Annotated in this window: 20 protein-coding genes; 10 read left to right on the forward strand and 10 right to left on the reverse strand. The window is 62.6% G+C overall.

Annotated elements, in window-relative coordinates; translation table 11 throughout:
* The first annotated feature begins 56 nt into the window (after nucleotides 1–56).
* Nucleotides 57–347, forward strand: a complete 291-nt coding sequence (locus LMTR3_RS07830) for a PilZ domain-containing protein (protein WP_065744517.1) — start codon at nucleotides 57–59, stop codon at nucleotides 345–347.
* Nucleotides 348–352: 5 nt separating this feature from the next.
* On the opposite strand, the gene LMTR3_RS07835 is transcribed toward LMTR3_RS07830, so the two are convergent.
* Together LMTR3_RS07835 and LMTR3_RS07840 are read right to left on the reverse strand one after the other, a co-directional pair.
* A complete protein-coding gene (locus LMTR3_RS07835) occupies nucleotides 353–1321 on the reverse strand; it encodes a Bug family tripartite tricarboxylate transporter substrate binding protein (RefSeq protein ID WP_065744518.1) in 969 nt (322 codons plus the stop codon).
* An 85-nt stretch (nucleotides 1322–1406) separates the two neighbouring features.
* On the reverse strand, nucleotides 1407–2042 hold the full coding sequence (locus LMTR3_RS07840) for a DsbA family protein (RefSeq protein ID WP_065744519.1): 636 nt from the start codon (nucleotides 2040–2042) through the stop codon (nucleotides 1407–1409).
* A 180-nt stretch (nucleotides 2043–2222) separates the two neighbouring features.
* Between LMTR3_RS07840 and LMTR3_RS07845 the strand changes: the two genes are divergently transcribed.
* Complete coding sequence (locus LMTR3_RS07845; protein ID WP_084029471.1) at nucleotides 2223–3485, forward strand: aminotransferase class III-fold pyridoxal phosphate-dependent enzyme; 1263 nt, start codon at nucleotides 2223–2225, stop codon at nucleotides 3483–3485.
* 220 nt (nucleotides 3486–3705) lie between these two features.
* Here the strand turns inward: LMTR3_RS07845 and LMTR3_RS07850 are convergent, their stop codons facing one another.
* From LMTR3_RS07850 to fixL, 5 genes are all read right to left on the reverse strand, one after another.
* Nucleotides 3706–3981, reverse strand: coding sequence for a hypothetical protein (locus LMTR3_RS07850; RefSeq protein ID WP_065744520.1), 276 nt, complete (start codon nucleotides 3979–3981; stop codon nucleotides 3706–3708).
* Nucleotides 3982–4024: 43 nt separating this feature from the next.
* Nucleotides 4025–4723: a helix-turn-helix domain-containing protein gene (locus tag LMTR3_RS07855; protein ID WP_065744521.1), complete on the reverse strand. Its 699-nt coding sequence runs from the start codon at nucleotides 4721–4723 to the stop codon at nucleotides 4025–4027.
* A 122-nt stretch (nucleotides 4724–4845) separates the two neighbouring features.
* Nucleotides 4846–5358 (reverse strand): response regulator transcription factor, encoded by a 513-nt coding sequence (locus LMTR3_RS07860; protein ID WP_349643792.1) that lies wholly within the window; start codon nucleotides 5356–5358, stop codon nucleotides 4846–4848.
* The gene (gene fixJ / locus LMTR3_RS07865; protein ID WP_065744522.1) at nucleotides 5327–5944 is read right to left on the reverse strand and encodes a response regulator FixJ; all 618 of its coding nucleotides are present in this window, start codon (nucleotides 5942–5944) and stop codon (nucleotides 5327–5329) included. The genes LMTR3_RS07860 and fixJ overlap by 32 nt, the downstream gene beginning before the upstream one ends.
* A complete protein-coding gene (gene fixL / locus LMTR3_RS07870; RefSeq protein ID WP_065744523.1) occupies nucleotides 5928–7469 on the reverse strand; it encodes a sensor protein FixL in 1542 nt (513 codons plus the stop codon). The genes fixJ and fixL overlap by 17 nt, the downstream gene beginning before the upstream one ends.
* A 283-nt stretch (nucleotides 7470–7752) precedes the next feature.
* Between fixL and LMTR3_RS07875 the strand changes: the two genes are divergently transcribed.
* From LMTR3_RS07875 to LMTR3_RS07910, 8 genes are all read left to right on the forward strand, one after another.
* The gene (locus LMTR3_RS07875) at nucleotides 7753–8580 is read left to right on the forward strand and encodes a putative universal stress family protein (RefSeq protein ID WP_065744524.1); all 828 of its coding nucleotides are present in this window, start codon (nucleotides 7753–7755) and stop codon (nucleotides 8578–8580) included.
* Nucleotides 8581–8605: 25 nt separating this feature from the next.
* The gene (locus LMTR3_RS07880) at nucleotides 8606–9031 is read left to right on the forward strand and encodes a CBS domain-containing protein (protein WP_065744525.1); all 426 of its coding nucleotides are present in this window, start codon (nucleotides 8606–8608) and stop codon (nucleotides 9029–9031) included.
* A 205-nt stretch (nucleotides 9032–9236) separates the two neighbouring features.
* Nucleotides 9237–10220: a zinc-dependent alcohol dehydrogenase family protein gene (locus tag LMTR3_RS07885; RefSeq protein ID WP_065744526.1), complete on the forward strand. Its 984-nt coding sequence runs from the start codon at nucleotides 9237–9239 to the stop codon at nucleotides 10218–10220.
* 2 nt (nucleotides 10221–10222) lie between these two features.
* A complete protein-coding gene (locus LMTR3_RS07890; RefSeq protein ID WP_084029473.1) occupies nucleotides 10223–11788 on the forward strand; it encodes a bifunctional aminoglycoside phosphotransferase/ATP-binding protein in 1566 nt (521 codons plus the stop codon).
* A 2-nt stretch (nucleotides 11789–11790) separates the two neighbouring features.
* Nucleotides 11791–12687, forward strand: a complete 897-nt coding sequence (locus tag LMTR3_RS07895; RefSeq protein ID WP_065744527.1) for a CHAD domain-containing protein — start codon at nucleotides 11791–11793, stop codon at nucleotides 12685–12687.
* Nucleotides 12688–12828: 141 nt separating this feature from the next.
* The gene (locus LMTR3_RS07900) at nucleotides 12829–13662 is read left to right on the forward strand and encodes a universal stress protein (RefSeq protein ID WP_065744528.1); all 834 of its coding nucleotides are present in this window, start codon (nucleotides 12829–12831) and stop codon (nucleotides 13660–13662) included.
* Nucleotides 13663–13826: 164 nt separating this feature from the next.
* Entirely contained in the window at nucleotides 13827–14195 is a 369-nt protein-coding gene (locus tag LMTR3_RS07905) for a hypothetical protein (protein WP_065744529.1), read from the forward strand.
* 415 nt (nucleotides 14196–14610) lie between these two features.
* On the forward strand, nucleotides 14611–17304 hold the full coding sequence (locus LMTR3_RS07910) for a bifunctional acetate--CoA ligase family protein/GNAT family N-acetyltransferase (RefSeq protein WP_065744530.1): 2694 nt from the start codon (nucleotides 14611–14613) through the stop codon (nucleotides 17302–17304).
* 64 nt (nucleotides 17305–17368) lie between these two features.
* Here LMTR3_RS07910 and LMTR3_RS07915 read toward each other — a convergent pair whose 3' ends face one another.
* From LMTR3_RS07915 to LMTR3_RS07925, 3 genes are read right to left on the reverse strand one after another with little or no spacing between them, the layout of a single operon-like run.
* Nucleotides 17369–18208, reverse strand: a complete 840-nt coding sequence (locus LMTR3_RS07915; RefSeq protein ID WP_065744531.1) for a universal stress protein — start codon at nucleotides 18206–18208, stop codon at nucleotides 17369–17371.
* A gap of 26 nt (nucleotides 18209–18234) precedes the next feature.
* Nucleotides 18235–20829, reverse strand: a complete 2595-nt coding sequence (locus LMTR3_RS07920; RefSeq protein WP_065744532.1) for a cation-translocating P-type ATPase — start codon at nucleotides 20827–20829, stop codon at nucleotides 18235–18237.
* 3 nt (nucleotides 20830–20832) lie between these two features.
* Complete coding sequence (locus LMTR3_RS07925; protein ID WP_065744533.1) at nucleotides 20833–21258, reverse strand: hypothetical protein; 426 nt, start codon at nucleotides 21256–21258, stop codon at nucleotides 20833–20835.
* Nucleotides 21259–21293: the final 35 nt, after the last annotated feature.

Below are 21293 nucleotides of genomic sequence, written 5' to 3' on the forward strand. Positions count from 1 at the left end.
GGTTTTGCGCTAGCCTTTCGGTTTGGCCGGAATCGATCCGGGATGGGACGGACGGGATGGAAGAGCGACGAAAATTTCCGCGAACGGAGACGGAGGAGTCTGCCTATGTTTCGTCGGGTGGCTCCGTGATGCGCTGCGTAGTTCGGAACATCTCACCCGAGGGCGCCGCGATCGATGTCGACAATCCGGCCTTCGTCCCGCAGCGCTTTCGCCTGGTGATGGCAAAGGATCCATCGATCGTGCACGAGTGCCGGGTAGCATGGATCCAGAAGAACCGTATCGGCTTGACCTTCATCAGGATGGTGGACGCGGTCATGGATCGGCCGACGCCGAACGGGACGCGCTGAGCAGATTACTCGATCCGCAGCTTTGCATCGCGTACCACCTTGCCCCACTTATCCATCTCCAGCATGATGCGCGCGCCGAACTGATCTGGTGTATTCGCGATCGCCTTGAAGCCGAGCGTCGTGAGGCGTTCCTTCACGTCCGGCTGTGCGACAATCCTGGCGATCTCGCGATGAAGCAGATCGACGATTTCTTTCGGCGTCCCTGCGGGGGCGACGATCCCGGTGAGTGTGTCGGCCTCCTGATCCTTGATGCCCTGCTCGGCGAAGGTCGGTACGTCAGGCAGGCCCGGGGCCCGTTCGGTCGAAGCCACACCAACCGCGCGCAATTGTCCGCTCTGCACCGCCGAGAGGGCAGGCGGCAGCGCGGTAAAGGCGATCGGCGTGTGCCCCCCGATGGTCGCCTGAATGGCCGGGGCAGCGCCCGTGAACGGGACGTGGACGAGGTCAAGCTTGAAAGCCAACCGGAACAGCTCGCCACCCAGATGCGGTGTCGATCCGACGCCGGGGCCGGCAAAGCTGTATTTGCCGGGATTGTCCCTGACGAGCTGCACCAGTTCCGGCAACGTTTTGGCCGGCACTTGCGGGTTGACCACGACGACATTCGGCGAAACCGCGACCAGCGTCACCGGCGCGAAATCCTTCACCGGATCGTATGGCACCTTGGCGTAGAGGCTAGGGTTGACGACGAATCCGGTGCTGACCACCATGATGGTGTAGCCGTCCGGCGTCACGCGCGCGACCTGGCCGGCTGCGGTATTGCCACCGGCGCCGCCGATGTTCTCGACAAAGAACTGCTGGCCGAGATGGTCGGTGAGCTTCTGCGCCACGATGCGGGCGATGGCATCGGTTGGTCCGCCCGCTGGGAAGCCAACCACGACGCGCACCGGCTTGCTTGGATAGTTTTGCGCCGAGGACGCCAGGACGCCGGACAGCAACCACGCGGTTGCCAACAAGACCCGCAAAACCGTGGCCATGGCGCTCTCCCCAATATGTTTGTTGGGGTCATCATCGGCGAGGCCACGACGCCGGACAAGGGGTTATTGCGATGGCCGGCGAGCGTTACTTCTTCAGCAGCGGCTTGAGCCGTTCTTCCAGCTCCTCGAACGACATCGAGCCCTGCAGCCGCACGCCGTTGAGGAAGAACGTCGGTGTTGATGTGACCTTCAGTTCTCGATGGGCGTACTGCTGGTCGGCGTTCAGCTTGTCGAACTGTGTCTGATCTTCCTCGCAGGTCTTGACGTCCTGCTCGCTCATACCGTGCTGCTTCCCGACATAGATCAGCGTATCCTTGGTCTGCGCCATCAGGCGATCCTGCAGCTTGAACAACATTTCGACGGCGCCGAGGTATTTTTCGGAATCGCCTTTGCCAATGCAGCGCGCGAGTATCGAAGCTGCAGCGGCCTTGATGTCGAGCGGAAATTCGCGGAACACGAAACGTACCTTGCCGGTATCGATATATTTCGACCGCAGCATCGGGAACACATTCTGGCCGAAGGCTGCGCAATGCGGGCAGCTCATCGACGAATATTCGGTGATGGTGATTGGTGCTTTCTCAGATCCGATTGCAATGTCCGGCAGCGACCCCGGTTTGCCAACTGCTGCGGCAATTGCGCTTTGTGCGATGGCGGCGCCCGGGACCGCCGGCGACGCAAACGCGAGGAGGACGGCGACGGCAATGCGGTAGCGAACGTTCAACGGTTACTCCGAAACGGATTGACGAACGGCGAGCGAGCAAGGCTCGCGGCCTATCGCCCATTCTAACGGTTTCGCCCGCCAAAGGCCATCCAACTGGATCGCAGTTGACCGTGAATTGATCGCGATCCAATCATAGGCGGCAGGAAGCACAAGGCGAACTCTGCAGACGACGAGAATGTCATGACCGAGCACACGATGCTGTCGAGCGAAACGCAGACAGCGGATGCCATGTTGCGGGCGCGGGCCAAGCGGGTCGTTCCCGGCGGCATGTGGGGCCACCTGAATGCCGCGCGGCTCCCGGAAGGCTATCCGCAATTCTTCGCCTCCGCGGAGGGCTGCCGCGTGCGCGACGTCGACGGGCGCGAATACATCGACTTCATGTGCAGTTGGGGCCCCATTCTGCTTGGCCACCGGCATCCCGAAGTTCAGGCGGCGGCTGAGGCGCAGGCCGCCAAAGGCGACTGTTTGAACGGCCCGGGCGAGGTCATGGTGGAGCTTGCCGAGGATCTCGTCGCCATGCTGCCGCATGCTGATTGGGCGATGTTTCAGAAGAACGGCGGCGATGCGACCACATGCTGCGTGACGATCGCCCGTGCCGGTACCGGACGCCGCAAGGTACTCGTCGCGCGTGGCAGCTATCATGGCGCGCTGCCATGGTGCTCGCCGAGCGTTGCCGGCGTGACCGCCGAGGACCGCGCGCATCTGGTGCACTTCGAGTACAATGACGTGCAGAGCCTGCGAGCGGCGGTCGAGGAAGCGGGCAAGGACCTCGCTGCGGTTCTGGTGACGGCTTTCCGCCACGACATGGGGCGCGATCTCGAACTGCCGACGAAGGAATTCGCGGCGGCCACGCGGGCGGCATGCGACGCGGCCGACGCCGCTTTGATCATCGACGAAGTGCGGGCCGGCCTGCGTCTCGATACCAGGGGAAGCTGGGAAGCGTTCGGCGTGCGTCCGGACCTGTGCGCCTGGAGCAAGGCGATCGCCAACGGCTACGCGCTGGCCGCCGTTACCGGCAACGACCGCTTCCGCGAAGCCGCCACCAAGGTATTCGTTACCGGGTCGTTCTGGTGCGGCACGGTGGCGATGGCGGCAGCGCGAACGACGCTACGGATCGCGCGCGAGGCGGATGTGCCCTCGCATATTCGTGCGATGGGCATGAGGCTGCGCGAGGGATTGGCATCGTTGGCGAACGAGTACGGCATCGCGATCCGCCAAAGCGGCCCGCCGCAAATGCCGCTGATGCTGTTCGAGGCTGACCCGGAAGTACGCAAGGGTAGGGTGTTCTGTTCGGTCGCGCTCCGCCACGGCGCGTTCTTTCATCCCCAGCACAACATGTTCCTGTCCTCGGCGCATCGCGCATCCGACATCGACGAGGCGCTGCAGGCGGCCTCGCACGGCTTCAAGGCCGTGCGAAAATTGGAGGCGAGATCCAATCGATAGATCGATTTGCGGGCATCAATAAAAATGCCCCGCAATCCGGCCTTTACGACCGGCGGGGGCAGTCTTAGGAGAAAACGGCGAGATCGCCGCATGATGCGGACATCATTGTCGGGCATCATGTAGAGGCATATTCCACTCGCTGGGTGCCTTCGCATTGACCTGGATCAAATTAGACCTGGATCAAATTGCCGATACGCCGGAAGCCGACCGCGCGGCCAATTCAAGTCGAGGTCATTTCATTCCGCGGCGCGATTCCATGTGTGTCGGCAGGAACGGGCGAATGGCCCGCCGAATGTTCGAACTCGTGATGACTGGCGAGGTGCATGACCTCGACGCAATCGGCATCGAGGCGCTCGTTATCGACCAACCGCTCTGCCAACACCAGCGCCTGGGATGATCCATCCGACTGGACGTCGACCTGACGCTGCAGACATTTGAAGCTGTGGCCGTCGGAGTTACAGAGATATTTGTAGAAGGAGACGCGATAATTTTTCATCTTGCACTCCCGTTCTTCCGCTATCCTGTCGTGTAGCTCACTCTCAGGCGTCCATGTCCGCCAGCCGCTGGCGGTTGCGCAGCACGATTTGACGTGCGCTCGAAAACACCAGGAGGCCCTGGTCGCTGAGCTGCGAAAGCGCCCGCGAAACGGTTTCCAGCGTCAGGCCGAGATAGTCGCCGATGTCGCGGCGGCACATTGGCAAGGCCATCATGCCGGTCCTGGTGAGCCGACGGTCCATTTCCAGGAGGAAGGTAGCAACTTTTTCCATTGCGGTCTTGCGGCCCAGAAGCAGCATGTGATCTTCGGCGTGCCGGAGGTCGCTTGCCGTCATGATCCAGAGGCTACGAGCGACCTGGACGTTCGATCCCGCGGCGGCTTCCAGGCTGCGGCGCTTCACCAGGCGGACCGTGGTATCGGCGATCGCTTCAGCCGTCAGGCGGTGGGTCGAACCGGCATCGAGGCCGAACACGTCGCCGGGCAGATGGAACGCGCCGATCTGGCGCCGTCCGTCGTTGAGAAGCTTGTAGGTGCGAACCGCCCCTCGGATTACCTGGTAGACATATTCGGATGGCTCGCCCTCACCGTAGATTTCCTCGTCCTTCCGGTAGGAAAATTCGCTGGCGATCACACCCGCGCAAGTCGCGATCGCGTTGAACTGGTCGACGGCCGGAACACCTTGGGGGACGGGGAAGACCGTGGTTGTCGGGACTGCCGGAGCGGTGATCGTCTGGGTGAGCATTTGCCATCTCCTCGATGCGGGATGGCCTTGATGTATCCGGAAGTTCGGCTGCCCGATATTTGGGTCGATATCCTAGGGAGGAGCCCTTACGGGCTTTTACGGAGGTGAGCCTGCCGGTGCTTTCAGGGCTGGCCCGTTGCATTCGGCGTATCGATCGCGTTTCGAACGCAGTCGATCAGACTGTCCTCCAGGTTAGGTTTCAGAAGCACCTGACGCACTCCGGCCGAACTGGCCTTGGCCAGGATGTTTTCGTCCGGATAGCCTGTGATCAGAATGATCGGGGTGGAAACGTGAAGCCGTCGCAGCCGGATAGCCAGTTCCAGACCGTCGAGTTGCGCCATCTTGTAGTCCACGACAAGACAATCCGCGCGGTTTCGGGTGGGAGATCCGAGTAAAGCGATCCCGCTGCGGAACGTGCGGACGTCAAAACCCTCGGTCTCGAGCAGAAATCGCAGCGATGTCCGAACATCGTAATCGTCATCGACGATATAAATCATCGATTTTCGGGGCAGAATGCCGACTTCGGTTTCACTGGCGGCGCTGGTTTGGGTGTCTGTCATGCCGACAAAATAGGCGTTTTCCCAGTGCCCGAATTGACTTGCCTCAATCGTCGACGATCCCGGCGCGGATTGCAAAGCGCACCAGCTCGGAAAGGTTACCGGCCTGCATCTTGGTCATCACGTTCGCCCGATAAACCTCCACCGTGCGTGGGCTGATATCGTATTCCCGGGCGATTGCCTTGTTCGATTGCCCCGTCACGAGTCCCTGCATCACCTGGCGTTCGCGCTGGGTAAGGCTGGCAACGCGGGCAGCCATGTCGGCCGACAACGCCTCGCTTTTCGAACCGCTTTCGCTCTCCGCGAGCGCGGTCTCGACCATACTGATCAGCCGGTCGTCCTCGAACGGTTTTTCGAGAAAATCGAGTGCGCCAAGCTTCATCGCTTCGACGGCGAGGGGCACATCGCCATGGCCGGTCATGACGATCACGGGGAGTTTTCGCGGGCCCCAATTCAGTTGGCGCAGCAATTCCATGCCGTCGATACCGGGCATGCGCACGTCGGTAACCACACAGCCGACCTCCAGGTTCGCAACCTCGTTCAGGAAAGCCTGCGCAGACTCGAAAAGACGCACGCTGAAGCCGGCCGAGCCCAGCAGGAAATCCAGCGAGTCGCGCATCGCTGGATCGTCGTCGATGACATAAACTTTAGCGCTCGGCGGCATCGGTCATATCCTTGGCGTGCGCAGCGGGCAGCGTGAAGCGAAAGGTCGCGCCACCGGATCTGTTGGTTTCGGCCCACATCCGGCCGCCGTGGGTTTCGATGATGGTGCGACTGATGGAAAGGCCGACGCCCATGCCGGTCTCCTTGGTCGTGAAAAATGGCTGGAACAGGTGCGTATGCGCGTCGCCGGCGAACCCTGTTCCCGTGTCGGAAACGGAAATTTCGATCATATCATCTGCAGCCTTGGTGTTTGAGGCAATCAGCTCACGGTGCGTCGAGGTGCCCATCGCTTCCAGCGCATTGCGAAACAGGTTGACCAGGACCTGCTGAATCTGGACCCTGTCGGCAAGCACCAGGTCGCAGGTCGGGTCCAGGTTGAAGCGCAAAAACACGCCTTGTTCGCGGGCGCCGGTGAGCCCGAGCGCGCCGGCCTCCTCGATCATCTTTGAAAGACTCTCGACGCGCTTCTCGGAAGCATCGCGGGCGACGAAGTCGCGCAATCGTCGGATGATGTCGCCGGCGCGGATCGCCTGCTCAGCGGCGCGATCGAGCGCCGCTTCGATCTTCGGCGCGTTGGCGTCGTTGCTGGCCGCCAGCAGGCGGCGCGACCCTTTCATGTAGTTGCTGATAGCCGACAGCGGCTGATTGAGTTCGTGGGCCAGCGCGGAAGCCATTTCGCCCATCGCGCTCAGACGGGAGACATGGACCAGTTCGGATTGCAACTCCTGCAACCGCGCCTGGGTTTGTTGCTGTTCGGTGAGATCGCGAACGAAGCCCGTAAAGAAGGGCTTCCCACCCGAATGCATCTCGCCGATGGTGAGATGCATCGGGAATGTCGTGCCGTCCTTGCGCATCCCGGTGACGATACGCCCGATGCCGATGATGCGCCGTTCGCCCGTCTTCAGGTAGCGCGCGATATAGGCGTCGTGACGGCTGCGGTCCGGTTCCGGCATCAGCTCGCTGATGTTTTTTCCGATCGCCTCGGGTTCGGGATAACCGAACTGACGCTCGGCGGCGCTGGAGAAAAACTGCATGATTCCATGCTCGTCGATCACGATCATCGCATCGGGAATCGTGTCCAGAATCGAGCGAAAGTGCCTCTCGCGCATTCTTACCGTATCCTCGAGGCGCTTCTCTCGGTTGATGTCGAGCATAATGCCGCTGAGCCGTGCAGGAGCGCCATCGGCGCCACGGATCGTCGTGCCAAGCGCGCGCACCCAGTGGCCCTCGTCCGAATTTCGGTTCACCCGGTACTGAATGTCGAAACTGCAGCCGGTATCGATCGACTGTTGCACGGCCTTTGCCGTACGATCGCGATCCTGCACATCGAGCAGGGAAAGAAAGAGATCGTAGTCGACCGGCGCATCCGGCTCGACGCCGAACAGCTTCCGCGTAGCGCTGGACCAGTTCAACTTCCGGGTCGACAACTCGAGATCCCAGGCGCCGACGCCCGATCCTTCGGCACCGCTGCGCGCATGGTGGTCGAGTAGCTCTTGATCTCGAAAGGGCTGGTCGGCGTAGAACATGTTTCGCCTTCTGGGCTGCTCTTGCTTATCAGATACCGCATTAAACCGAACGTGGGAAACAGCGGTGAGATGAAATTATAAATCGCCTGCATCTATTTGATATCAAAAAGTAATTCAGCATTTTTTGTTCGCCGGCCTCCGTACTCTGCTGCGAGAGGCAGATGCAGGGACTAGCCGCGGGCGATTCTTGATCTAGGTCAGCTTCGAACCTGGGCGGACCTCTAGGATGTCGCTGTGTGGGCAGGGCTGATACGGCGTTTCGCCCGACGGCGTGGAGCAGGTCATGGACTACAAAACCGTCATGGTCGGTCTGGCGCAGGGCCGGCCCAACGATGCCTGCCTCAGGGTGGCGGGCGATTTCGCCGAGCGATTCGGGGCGCGGATCATCGGCGTTGCCGCCTCGGACATCAGACCGCCAATCTATTTCGCCGATGGGAACTTTGCGCAAAAGCTCCTTGATGAGGAGGCCGTCGCCATTGAGAACCGCCTGTCCGAACTCGAAGTCGAGTTTCGCGCGTCGGTCGAGAGGCGGGCAACGTCGGTGGAGTGGCGCTCCGCGCGGACGTTGCCGGTGCCCTACTTGTTGGAGCAGGCGAGAGCCGCCGATATCATCGTGATTGGCGCCCTCTCGGAGACCCCGGTGGACCCGAGCGTCGCTCCCGATCCCAGCGATCTGGTGATGCAGGCCGGTCGACCGCTCATCGTGGTGCCGCCCACAGTGCAATGGCTCGATCTAAGAAGCGTTCTCATCGCCTGGAAGGACGTGCGGGAAGCGCGCCGGGCCGTATTCGACGCACTGCCGATCCTGGCTGCCGCAACGGAAGTCACGATTGCGGAAATTCCCGAGCGGGATGGCCGTCGTGAGGATGCGCTCCTGCATGTTGCCGACGTGGCGGCGTGGTTGCGCGGTCACGGCGTCGCGGCGCACAAGGTCGTTCCGGAGACGGCCAGCGGCGTGACCGAACAGCTCGACAGGATCGCGGCCAATGTCGGGGCGGGTGCCGTGATCGCCGGCGCCTACGGTCACTCGCGATTCCGCGAATGGATGCTCGGCGGCGTCACGCGCCACCTTGCAACTGAATCACGCCGATGCGCGTTCCTATCCCGTTAAGGATCTACAATGGCGAGGGCTTCCCGTGCATAGATTTCTCGAAGCGACTGCCGGGCAATACATGACGCGCGAGGTAAAGACGGTTACGCGCGACACCACCATGCGCGAGCTGCACAGGATGTTCGAGGCCGACGACTTCAACTGCTATCCGGTGCGCGACAATGGTGACATTATCGGCGTCGTGAGCAACTTCGATTTCCTGAAATGCTTTGCGTTCAACCCCGGCCGCATGGTTCCGGCCTATGATGACCTGTTGTCGCGGATGGTGGCGGATGTGATGACGCCGGAATTCATCTATGTCGATCCGGCAACGAAACTGACTCGCGTTCTGCAGCTAATGGTGGACCACCGGATGAAGAGTCTGCCCGTGCTTGATGCCGAACAGCGGTTGGTCGGGATCATCGCGCGGGAGGACATCATGCGCGCGTTGGCCGAGAGCGCGCGCGGGTAGTTCGTTCCTTCAGCAGGAGGTGTCGGCCTGCCTAGCCCGCCTTTGTGTTCCATGCGCTCAAGAAATGACAGAACGCCGTGGCTGGCGCTGCGCTGCCGACGTAGCCATGTTAGAGACAGTTGGGGCGGGCTCGATTGACGGGTATCAGGCATGACCCGCTCGCTGCGGATAGACCGCACATGCTTGCGTGAGGATAGCGGACGAAATGCACGCTATGGTCCTGCAAACGCCCGGCGCGCCACTGCGGTTTGAGCCGCGCGAGGACCCGGTGCCCGGTCCCGGCGAAGTGCGTGTCAAGGTCGGCGCGTGCGGCGTATGCCGAACCGACCTGCACGTCGTCGATGGAGAACTGCCTGATATTGCCTACCCGATCGTTCCCGGCCACGAGGTGGTCGGTCGGGTGGAAGCTCTTGGTCCCGGCGTGACGTCTCTCACGATCGGCGAAAGGGTCGGCGTTCCCTGGCTCGGTCATACCTGCGGCGACTGTCCCTATTGCCGGAGCGGCCGTGAAAACCTTTGCGACCGCCCGCGCTTCACCGGCTACACGCGCGACGGCGGATTTGCCACGCATCTCGTCGCGGACGCGCGCTATTGCTTTCCACTCGGCGAGGCTGACGACGACGTCGCTGTCGCTCCCTTGCTGTGCGCGGGCCTGATCGGCTGGCGCTCGCTGGTGATGGCGGGCGATGGAGAACATCTCGGCATTTTCGGCTTTGGTGCAGCCGGCCACATCATCGCGCAGGTGGCTCGCTGGCAGGGCCGATCGGTCTACGCGTTCACTCGTGCGGGCGACGTCGTGGCGCAGCGCCTTGCACTATCGCTCGGCGCAGCTTGGGCCGGCGGGTCGGAGGAGCAGCCTCCGGTGCCGCTCGACGCAGCTATCATCTACGCGCCGGTCGGCTCCCTGGTGCCATTGGCATTGCAAGCAGTGCGCAAAGGCGGGTGCGTGGTCTGCGCCGGCATTCACATGTCGGACATTCCCTCGTTCCCTTACCGCATGCTCTGGGAGGAGCGGCGGCTGCTTTCGGTTGCCAACCTGACGCGGGGCGACGGGATCGAGTTTTTCAAGGTCGCGGCGCAAGCTGGCATCAAGACGCATACCAGCGTGTTTTCGTTGCAGGAAGCGAATGAAGTCCTCTCGAAGCTGCGCGCCGGGCAGATCACGGGCGCCGCTGTGTTGCAGCCATGACTATGCCGCCACCCCCAGATGCTGCCGCAGCCGACGCTGACAATCAGCAGCACGTGCTCGATTTCCTCGATGGCTCCAGCTTCGGTGCGGCCGGGGGCGGCAAGCGGATCGATACCCATGCCTCCATGGTTTTTCTCGGAGCCGATCGCGTACTGAAGATCAAGCGTGCCGTGCGCTTGCCGTTCCTCGATTATTCGACGTTGGAGAAGCGCAAGAATGCCTGCGAGGAGGAACTGAAGGTCAACGCCGGCAACGCTCCCGAGCTCTACCGGCGTGTTGTTCCCATCACGCGCAATTCCGATGGCGTCCTCGAAATCGGCGGCTCGGGCACCGCGGTCGAATGGGCGGTCGAAATGACGCGGTTCGACGAGAAGCAGTCGCTGGACCGTATCGCTGCATCGAAGACGATCGATCCGTCGCTTGCGACGGCCGTGGCCGATGCGGTTCTGCGATCCCACGACAGGGCAGCGCGCCACAACGGCGAAAGCTGGCTTGCCTCCGTTCTACCCATCATCGATCGCAATACCGCAAAGTTTGAAACCGTGCACGGACTTGATTCCGCTGCGATCGGTCAACTCGATGCCGCCAGTCGCGCCTCTGCAACGACATTGCTGCCGCTGCTCAGACGGCGCGCCGAACAAGGGTTCGTGCGCCGTTGCCACGGCGACCTGCATCTTGCGAATATTGCATTGGTCGACGGCCGGCCGCTGCTGTTCGATGCCATCGAGTTCGATCCGGTCATTGCCACGACGGACATTCTCTACGATCTCGCGTTTACGCTGATGGATCTGATCCACTTCAATCAGGCGGCGGCGGCAAACGCAGTATTCAATCGCTACGTTACCGCTGCTGCGGACGAAGACTTCGATGGGCTACGCCTGCTGACGCTGTTCTTGTCGATGCGGGCAGCGATCCGCGCGAATGTGCTGTTCGTGAAGAGCGAGCATGCGGGAGGGAGCGATGCAGTGTGGCAGGAGGCCAAACGCTACTTCGACCTGGCCGGACGCCTCGTTGCGCCCAAGCCGCCGTTGCTGGTGGCAATCGGCGGGCTGTCGGGCACGGGGAAGTCGGTGCTTGCTCGCGGACTCGCAGGTCTGATCGAGCCGCCACCCGGCGCGGTCATCGTGCGCTCGGATGTCATCCGCAAGCGCCTGTTCGGTGCCAGCGAAACTACCGCCCTGCCGGAATCTGCCTATCGATCCGAAACGACGGAGCGGGTATATGCCGGGCTCTCGATCACCGCGCTGCGTGTGCTCGCCCAGGGCTGTTCGGTGGTGCTCGATGCCGCCTATCTGCAGGAAGCGGAACGGAAGGAAATCGAGAATCTCGCGGCCACGCACAATGCGCGGTTCGTCGGCCTTTTTCTGACGACCGATCTCGCGACGCGGCTGGCGCGTATCGAGCAGCGCAAGGGCGATGTGTCCGATGCGACACGAAGTGTCGCCCTGAAGCAGGAGACTTTCGCGCTCGGTGCGGTACAATGGCATATGATAGATGCATCTGGGACGCCGGAACAGTCGCTGCGCAACGCCCGGGCGGTCCTGCCTTTGGTGCCGGACGAGCCTTGACGATGCGCGGCCGCCCAACCAGTACATCCGGCCTGCACGACACCTCTGCGGTGAGTCTCGACTGTGCAACCGCATTCCAGATGATCGCGCTCGACTGCATCGCTTCTATCAAGGCCCAGCACAGCAGCGCATGCGCCGGTGATGCCGAGGCGGTGCATCAGATCCGCGTCGCGATTACACGGTTGCGCGCCGCGGTGGCGTTCTTCGCACCGATCGTGGTCGATGCGGAATGGCTGCGCCTGAAAAAGGAAATCGCCTGGCTGAATGGTTCGCTCGGCGCCACACGCGACAGCGACGTCCTCGTCGAATATGCGCGCCGCAAGCGTTACCGCGGTTGGGCGGCGCACAACATCAAGCAAGTCGATCAGCGCCAGACGCGGGATCACCGCCGCCTGGTTCGTTGTCTGCGCACCGTTCGGACGCGCCGCCTGATCTCGGCAATCGCTGACTGGATCAGACAGGGAGGGTGGCTGGCGCGGTGCAAGCGGAATAAGGAGGCGGAGGCTCTGCAAGTCTATTGCGCTCGCGAACTCAACCGTTGGCACGAACGGTTGATCCGCAGGGGACGCCACCTGAAGGCGCTGGGTGAATCGCGCCGTCACCGGCTGCGGATCAGGGTCAAACGCTTCCGCTACATGCTGGAAGCGCTCACGGAAACCGTCGCGCTGCAGAGCCGCGGCGAATTGCATCACCTCCACCGGCCGGCAAAGCGAATGCAACGCGCATTGGGCGACCTCCGCGATCTCAAGCGTTTCGCCGGCCTTGCCAGCCGATCGCCGCGGGCCGAAAACGGTAAACGGAGTAAGGTGTCCCCGCCGGGCTATCGCCATCGAAGGGAAGAGCTGCTCGGCGCCGCCATCGCGTCTTATCGTGAGTTGAAACACGCCCGAGCCTGCTGACGTCATCGTTCGCGGCGCTCCCGGCCGGACATTGCCCGAGTTTGACGTGCGTCAACTTCCATCGTCCGTCAGCCAGCTACCCTTCCAGCAGCAACCCGGGACGTGGGCCGTAAGCCCTCGCCAACGCGTGGGAGAATGGCGATGTTCAGGAATATTCTGGTTCATATTCCCTCCGAGCGCCCGGTCAGGCCGGTGATTGACGTCGCTGTCTCCCTGACCATTGCGCGGCGGTCGCATCTCGATGCGGTAGCCATCGGCTATGAATCGATGGGCGCCGCCGGGATGATCGCGGAAGGCGGCGGCGCCGCCGTTGCCGCCGTGATGGGGGCTGAACAGGAGCGTGCCCAGGAGCGGGCGAATGCCGCAATCGGCGTGTTCGAGATCGAGGCGAAGCTCGCCAACATCGCCTACGGCATCAGGACGTTCACGGCGATTCCCGCCGAAGCCGGCCAGACCATCGGGGCGCTTAGCCGGCTTTACGACATGACGATCGTGCTGCAGCCGGACCCCGTGAAGGCCAGCTACGACAACGAGATTCCGCAGCAGATCCTGTTCAATTCCGGCGGGCCGATGCTAATGGTTCCCTACATCCACAAGGGGCCACTTAATGCCCACCACATCGGGATCGCTTGGGACGGCAGCCGTCCTGCAGCCCGCGCGTTGCGCGATTCTATGCCATTTCTGATGGGCGCGAAGGCCGTGACCGTGATTGCGGTCAATGAGGAGGCGGGTGAGGCCTCCTCGAGCCAACTCGTTGCGCATCTGGGGCGGCGCGGCATTGCGGCCCGGGTGCAGCGGTTGACCACGGATCACAGCGACGTTCAGGGCGCCATTCTGTCGGTCGCCGCCGAAAGCAACATTGGCCTCCTGGCGATGGGCGGCTACGGCCATTCGCGGCTGCAGGAGCGAATTCTGGGCGGTGTTACGCGCAGCATGTTCAAGTGCATGACCGTGCCGGTGCTGATGTCGCACTGATTTCAGGCGGGCAAGGGATGTGACCTTTCGTCTCCATGAGTTCCTTGTCTCATCTCCTTGCGGCGGCGCTGCGGTCGCAATAACGCCAGTTTGATGGACCTCAATGTTCGATCCGAATCCGGTCAGTATCGTTTCGGCGGAAACTCAAGAGATCGGAGATTGTCATGTCAGAGTTGTCTGAGCGGGCCGCTTCCGGTTCCTTTCCAGCAGCCGCAAATGCAGAAGCGGAAGCCACCAAGCTAAACCAGGGCGCGCTGGAGTTCATGCTCGGTGTCCAGAAGATGATGTTCGAGGAATGGGTGTTCCTCGGCGACGAGATGCTGGAGCGAACACGGACCGAGATGCACTTGTACACGGAGTTCGTCGCGAAGATGGCGAGCGCACATTCGGTGCGGGACATAAGGACGATGTGCCAGGAATGCGGCCAGCATCAGCTCGACTTCCTTCGCCGCGACTCCGAACGGCTGTTCAGGCATGGCGAGCGGATGATCGCGGCCACGTCGAACTTGATCAGCGGCCGCTTCCCGAACTGACTGGCCAGTAGCATGCACCTGAAATCGCCCCTGCCGACGGCGGAAGTTACCGTCTTGCCGCTTCGTCTCAATGAAGCGGACGGCGGACGCAACTTGTGTCGGTCCCGATGAATGGCTGAGCACGGTGCCGTCAACCGCAGGATCGTAGTGGCCTGAACGGACGAAGTGGCTCTGCGCGCGATCCGGCGAGCTGTCGGAGCCGCCGCACATGGGCACTGGAACTGCGCAAGCCAAGGATATGCCTGCGGCGCCCGGAGATTACGTTCATCACTGATCCCCAGGACCAACCACCTAACCGAATGCGATTTGTCATCGCAGCTAGACAGTTCCTGGCCGATTTGTCGCGCAAACGTCACATTGCGCTGAACATCTGTCTGGGCTCACAGCAGGCACGACCTGCCGGTACTGGAAAACGATGTCCACCTATCGTCTGAAAAATTTGCTTTCGCCGCATTCGGTCGCATTGGTAGGGGCGAGCCCGCGCCACGGCTCGGTAGGCCGTGCCATTCTCAACAATATTCGCAGCGCCCAGTTCAAGGGCGAATTCGGCCTCGTCAATCCGCGCTATCACGAGATCGACGGCGTCGCGGCTTCAGACAGCATCGCAAAATTATCTTTTGCGCCGGAACTCGTTGTCCTCACGGCGCCTGCTCACACCATCGCCGGCCTGATAGATGAGGCGGGTCGGCGCGGCGCGGCTGGTGCCGTCATTGTCAGTGCTGGACTCGGCCACGGTCCGGGCTCGCTGGCGGAAGCAACAGAGCGTGCAGCGCAAAAATACGGCATGCGGCTGATCGGCCCGAACTGCCTTGGCATCATGATGCCGGGCGTCAGTCTCAATGCAAGCTTTTCCGCACATATGCCGGCCGCGGGGCATTTGGCGCTCATCTCGCAGTCCGGCGCCATTGCCGCCGGCATGGTGGATTGGGCGGCACAGCGGGCCGTCGGGTTTTCCGGCATTGTTTCGATTGGCGACCAGCTCGATGTCGATATCGCCGATCTGCTCGATTACTTCGCATTGGATGAAAAGACCCACGCCATCCTGCTGTACATCGAGGCGATCAAGGATGCCCGCAAGTTCATGTCGGCCGCACGCGCCGCCGCCAGAATAAAGCCGGTCGTGGTCGTCAAGTCGGGCCGCATGGCGCAAGGCGCGCGGGCCGCTGCAACCCATACCGGAGCGCTGGCCGGAGCTGATGCCGTCTATGACGCGGCGTTCCAGCGCGCCGGCATCCTGCGCGTATCGGATCTGCGCGAATTGTTCGACTGCGCCGAGACGCTCGGGCGGGTAAAATCGCCGCCCGGAAAGCGGCTTGCGATTCTGACCAATGGCGGCGGCATCGGCGTGCTGGCGGTTGACCGGCTGGTCGAGCTCGGCGGGATTCCTGCGGCTCTCTCGCCGGCGATCCGCGAGAAGCTGGACGCCGTTCTGCCGCCGACATGGTCGAAATCGAATCCGGTCGATATCGTCGGCGATGCCGATCCCGCGCGCTATGCCGCAGCGCTCGAAGCGCTGCTGGCCGATCCCGAAAACGACGCCGTGCTTGTCATGAACGTGCAAACGGCGATTGCGCGCGCCGACGAAATCGCCGTGGCCGTGACCGGCGTGGTGCAGAAATATCGCGCCGGGCAGCGCATGACGCCGAAGCCCGTTCTCGCGGTCTGGGTCGGCGCGGAGCCGTCGATCGGCGATCTTTTGAGCGGTGCCGGCATTCCGAACCATCCGACCGAAGACGACGCCGTGCGCGGCTTCATGCATCTGGTCCGCCATCGCGAGGTCGTGGAGGCGCTAGCGCAGGTGCCGCCCGCTATGCCGAGCGAATTCGCTCCCGATATCAATGCAGCGCGGCAGATCGTTGCCGCGGCGCTGGCCGACGGCCGTTCATGGCTCGATCCGATCGAGGTCAAGCGGCTCCTTGACGCCTACGATATCGCGGCCGTGCCTACCTTTGCCGCCGCCGATGCCGAAGAGGCGGTCGTGCATGCGAATGCGATCTTTGCGCAGGGGGCGACCGTCGTGCTCAAGATCATGTCGCGCGACATCGTTCACAAATCCGACGTCGGCGGCGTGGTACTCAATCTCACCAGCGCCGATGCGGTGCGCAAGGCGACCGGCGAGATTCTCGCGCGGGCAAGATCGCTGCGGCCGGAGGCGCGCATATCGGGCGTGATGGTGCAGGCGATGGTGGTGCGGGCGAAGGCGCGCGAGCTCATTCTCGGCCTCGCCGACGATCCGACCTTTGGTACTGTCGTCGTGTTCGGCCGTGGCGGAACGGCAGTCGAGATCATCAATGACAAGGCGCTGGCGCTGCCGCCGCTCGACCTGCAACTGGCGCGCAGTCTGATCGAACGTACCCGTGTCTCGCGGCTATTGCGCGCCTATCGCGACGTGCCCGCGGTAAAGCAGGACGCAGTCGCTATGGTTCTGGTCAAGCTGGCGCAAATGGCCGCCGACGTTCCCGATATTCGTGGGCTCGACATCAATCCGCTGCTGGCGGATGAGGCGGGCGTGCTGGCCGTCGACGCGCGGGTTGTGATCGGGCGGGTGGAACGAAAGTTTCGTGGCTCGGGCCCTACGAATTTCGCCGTGCGGCCTTATCCCTCGCAATGGCAGCGTCACATCGAGGTCAAGGACGGCTGGCGCGTGTTCGTCCGTCCGATCCGGCCTGAGGACGAACCGGCGATCCACGAGATGTTGAAACACGTTACGATGCAGGATCTGCGGCTCCGGTTCTTTGCACCGATGAAGGAATTTTCCCATGAATTCATCGCCCGCCTGACCCAACTCGACTACGCCCGGGCGATGGCCTTTGTCGCCTTCGACGAGGCGACCAACGAACTGGTCGGGGTGGTCAGGATCCATTCGGACTCGATCTATGAGACTGGCGAATACGCGATCCTGCTCCGATCCGATCTCAAGGGCAGGGGGCTCGGCTGGACCCTGATGCAGATGATCATCGAGTACGCAAAGTCCGAAGGATTGAAGACGATTTCCGGCGACGTGCTGACCGAAAACACGGTGATGCTCGCGATGTGCCGCAGCCTCGGCTTCGAGGTGAAGTCGGACCCGCAGGAGCACGATATCTGCAACGTCAGGCTGAAGCTTTAGTTGTCGTCAGCGCACGGCATGCCTTTACGCCGCCGTGTGCGGGATCGACGACCGCGGTTGGCCGTCAATGCGAAAACAGGATCGGGAGCGGCGGCTTCGACAGTAGGCTCTTGGTGGCGCCGCCGAGGATAAATTCGCGCAATCGCGAATGCCCATAGGCGCCCATCACGAGAACGTCGACTCGATGCGAAACTGTATAGGATTCGAGCACCTCGCCGATCCGTCTGCCGTCGGCGTCGACCTTGTCGAGCACCACATCGATACCATGGCGTGCCAGGTTTTTGGCCAGCGCTTCGGCGGAATGCTTGCTATCCAACTTCTTTTCGTTGGTGACGGTAACGATCCGCACCTTACTGGCCTTTTCGAGCATCGGCATCGCATCAGAAATCGCCCGGGCCGCAGCACGACTGAAATCCCAGGCGATAGCGACCGTGCCCAATTCGAAAGGACGGGGCCTCGGACTTTCGGGGAGGACGAGAGTAGGACGGCCCGATCCGAATATCACGGCTTCTGCGTACCACTGATCGTAGCTTTCCGGCACCGGCACAATGGTGAGGTCGCGAAGCCGCGCGTAGTCCACCAGCAGATCCGGCACGGCGAAGGTCGCGCATCTCTCGAGAATGTTTTCGTGCAAAATGCCGGCTTTGTTTGCGGCGACATCGAATGCGGCCAGCATGTCCCTGGCGCTCTTCCGGCTCTTCTCCATTTCGCCCGCAATGATCCCGGGAATATTGGCCGTCGATCCGGAAAGGAAGTGCCCGGGCACTTCGACATGCACCTCGCAAGCTAACGCGGCAAGGTGAGCGCCGAGCGCTGCGGCGATCGCAACCGCATCCTCGGCGACCGACGCCGGGGTAGGATCGGGATAACTCGTCAGTGTCAGCAGAATGTCCTTGAACGCCATGGGGCTCTCCTTCTTCTGGAACCACGTTACCGTGCCGTCGGTTTAGCCGTTTGATCCATCGCAAGTGGCTCCGTCGGCCGGGACCGCGACTGCAGCCGCGGGCGCAGCAGCGGCTTGAGCATTTCCAGCACCAGCAGCGCGACGAGGCCGGCACCGAGCGTCAAGGCCAGGTCGTCGGCGTGAAGAGGGCCGAAGCTGAAGAGCTGGTTGGCAAATGGCCAAAGCAAGGTGAGGGCCAAGATGACGGCGACGGCGGCGAGCACCGCGGCCAAGCTCCGATTCGGCCGCCGGCGCGCGGTAAGCAGCGAAGCGCTGAAGGAACGGTTGACCAGGATGAGGCTGACGATCACGACGATCAGCGAAAAGAACGTCAACGCCCGCACTTCGGGTACCGGCATTCCCCATCGCAGCGCCGCGACGAAAATGGCCCCCACAACCACAAACGCCAGCAGTCCTTGCAGCAGGCTCCAGGCAACCAGCCTCCGCGAGAACAGCGGCTCGTCGGGGGAGCGCGGCGGTCGCCGCATGACATCGTCCTCTTCCGTTTCGGCCTCGAACACCAGCGAGCAGACGGGATCGATCACCATTTCGAGGAAGGCAATGTGGATCGGTCCGAACAGGAGAGGCAGGCCGAACACCAGCGGCAGCAGTGCCAGGCCCGCGATGGGGATGTGGACGGCAAAGATGAAGCCCATCGCCTTGCGCAAATTGTCGTAGATGCGGCGCCCGAGACGGATCGCCTTGATGATGGAGCCAAAATCGTCGTCGAGCAGCACGATTGCGGAAGCTTCGCGCGCCACATCCGTTCCGCGTCCACCCATGGCGATGCCGATATGGGCAGCCTTCAGCGAAGGTGCATCATTGACGCCATCGCCGGTCATTGCGACGACCTCGCCGTGGCCCTTGTAGGCGTTTACGATACGCAGTTTCTGGTTCGGCGAGATCCGCGCAAAGACACTCGCTGTCCGCATCCGGCCGGCCAGTTCGGCCTCGCTCAACTCGTCGAGCTGTTCGCCAGTCACGAGTTCGCCACGCGCGAGCCCGGCCTGGTAGGCGATCGCGTTCGCGGTCGCCGGATAGTCACCGGTGATCATGACGGCTTTGATCCCGGCGGACCGGCATTCGTGGACCGCCTCGACGACGCTGGCACGCAGCGGATCGGCAAGGCCGACAAGTCCCAGGAACTCAAAGCCCAGTTCGCGCGGCGACGCGGGCCAGTGCGGTCCGGCGTGAGTGGCGCGCGCAACGCCCAGCACACGCAGGCCAGCGGAGGCCATCGCGTCGATGGATTGCGTCAGCATGGTGCGGTCGGCCACGCTCAGCCGGCACAGACCTGCGATCGCTTCGGGGGCGCCCTTGGTGGCGACGAGGTATTCCCGCCTGTCGCCATCTGTTTGCCAGATGTGGGTTACGGCGAGGAGATCGGGTCGAAGACCATAGGCATGAACGAGCTTCCAGTGCGGATGCCGATAGGACGCCTCGGTCAACCGCTCCCGCGCCAGAGTATGGAACGCCCGCTCCATCGGGTCGAACGGTTCAGGCGCGCTCGCGAGCAAGCCGCACTCGCTGATGTCATGGAACTGCGGTGGCATCTCCGCTCCGTCTTGCGGGCGGAAGACGTTGCCATCCTTCAGCCGCAACTCGACGATCGTCATCCGGTTCTCCGTGAGAGTCCCGGTCTTGTCGGTGCACAGGATGGTGGCAGAGCCTAGCGTCTCGATCGCCGCCGCGCGGCGCGTCAGCACGCGCGCCAGTGAAATTCGCCACGCTCCCATTGCCATGAAGACAGTCAGGACAACCGGAAACTCTTCGGGCAGCATCGACATGCCCAGCGCAATGCCGGCCAGCACCGCATCCAGCCATCCGCCGCGCATGATGCCGTAGAGCAATACCGCGAGCACGCTCACCCCGCCGCCGAAAACGGCGAACAGCCGGACGACGCGCCGTGTCTGCGCCTGCAGGCGCGGCGGTTCGGTTTCGAGATTGGCCAGCGACTGACCGATCTTGCCGATCTCGCTTTGCGCACCGACGGCGATCACTTCCGCCAATCCCGAGCCTCGCACTACCAGCGAACCGGAGAACACCTGCGGTAGGTCGTCACCTCCCGGACGCTGCGGTACGGATGTGGTGCGATCATCCCAGGCGACCTTGCGCACGGGCAGGGATTCGCCGGTCAACATCGACTCGTCGGCCTGCAGGTCGCTGCAGCGCAGAAGGATGGCGTCGGCCGGCACGCGGTCGCCTTCGGATAGAACGACGAGGTCCCCGCGCACCACGTCTCGACCTGCAATCCGCTTGCGCTCACCGTCGCGAACGACGAGCGCGCGGGGACTGGTGAGGTCGCGTAACGCTTCCAGCACGCGCTCAGTTCGCGTCTCCTGCACCACGGTGATCACGATCGACATGGTCGCGAAGGCAACCAGGATGATCGCCTCTTTCAAGTCGCCAAGCGCCAGGTAGACGATGCCGCCGACCAGCAGCAGCGCCAGCATCGGCTCGCGCAACACCTCGATCGCTATGTGGAACGGCGTGCGCCGATCCGGTTGGGGCAACTCGTTGTGCCCCTCGGCGTGCAGCCGCGCCGCCGCCTCGGCTTCGCTGAGACCCGAAAACGGTTTCATTTCTCAGAGATACGATACTGCGGTCACCCGATAGGTGTGCATCTCGCCGCCTTCGTTGAGCGAAACATATTCGCCGACCAAGAAGCGTTCGTCCGCGAAATGATAGCCGACGTCGTCAGGCACGCTGATCTCGCCATCGTCATAGTGAAAAGCCCATCCGCCGCCGGGACGGTGAACGAGGTGACCGTGCTTGTCCTGCTGGTCTGGGCGCTGGCGCACGACCCGGCAGGCGTCGCGATGCTCGCGCCACAATTTTGGGTCGATGCGGTCCTCGGCATCGAGCGGCGCCACGATGATATAGGCCACCTCGGCGTCGCCTTCTGGATGGCCGGGCTCGCGGGCTAGCGCAAGACGGAATTGCCGGAATTGCGGCGGCAGGGAAACATTCAGGATCGGCTTTGGCTGGGTCTTGGTTCTGGTCTTGGACATTTCGGATGGCTCCTTGGTTTTCCGGCATGAGGCTG

It is taken from the genome of Bradyrhizobium sp. LMTR 3 (assembly GCF_001693485.1).
Taxonomy (GTDB): Bacteria; Pseudomonadota; Alphaproteobacteria; order Rhizobiales; family Xanthobacteraceae; genus Bradyrhizobium.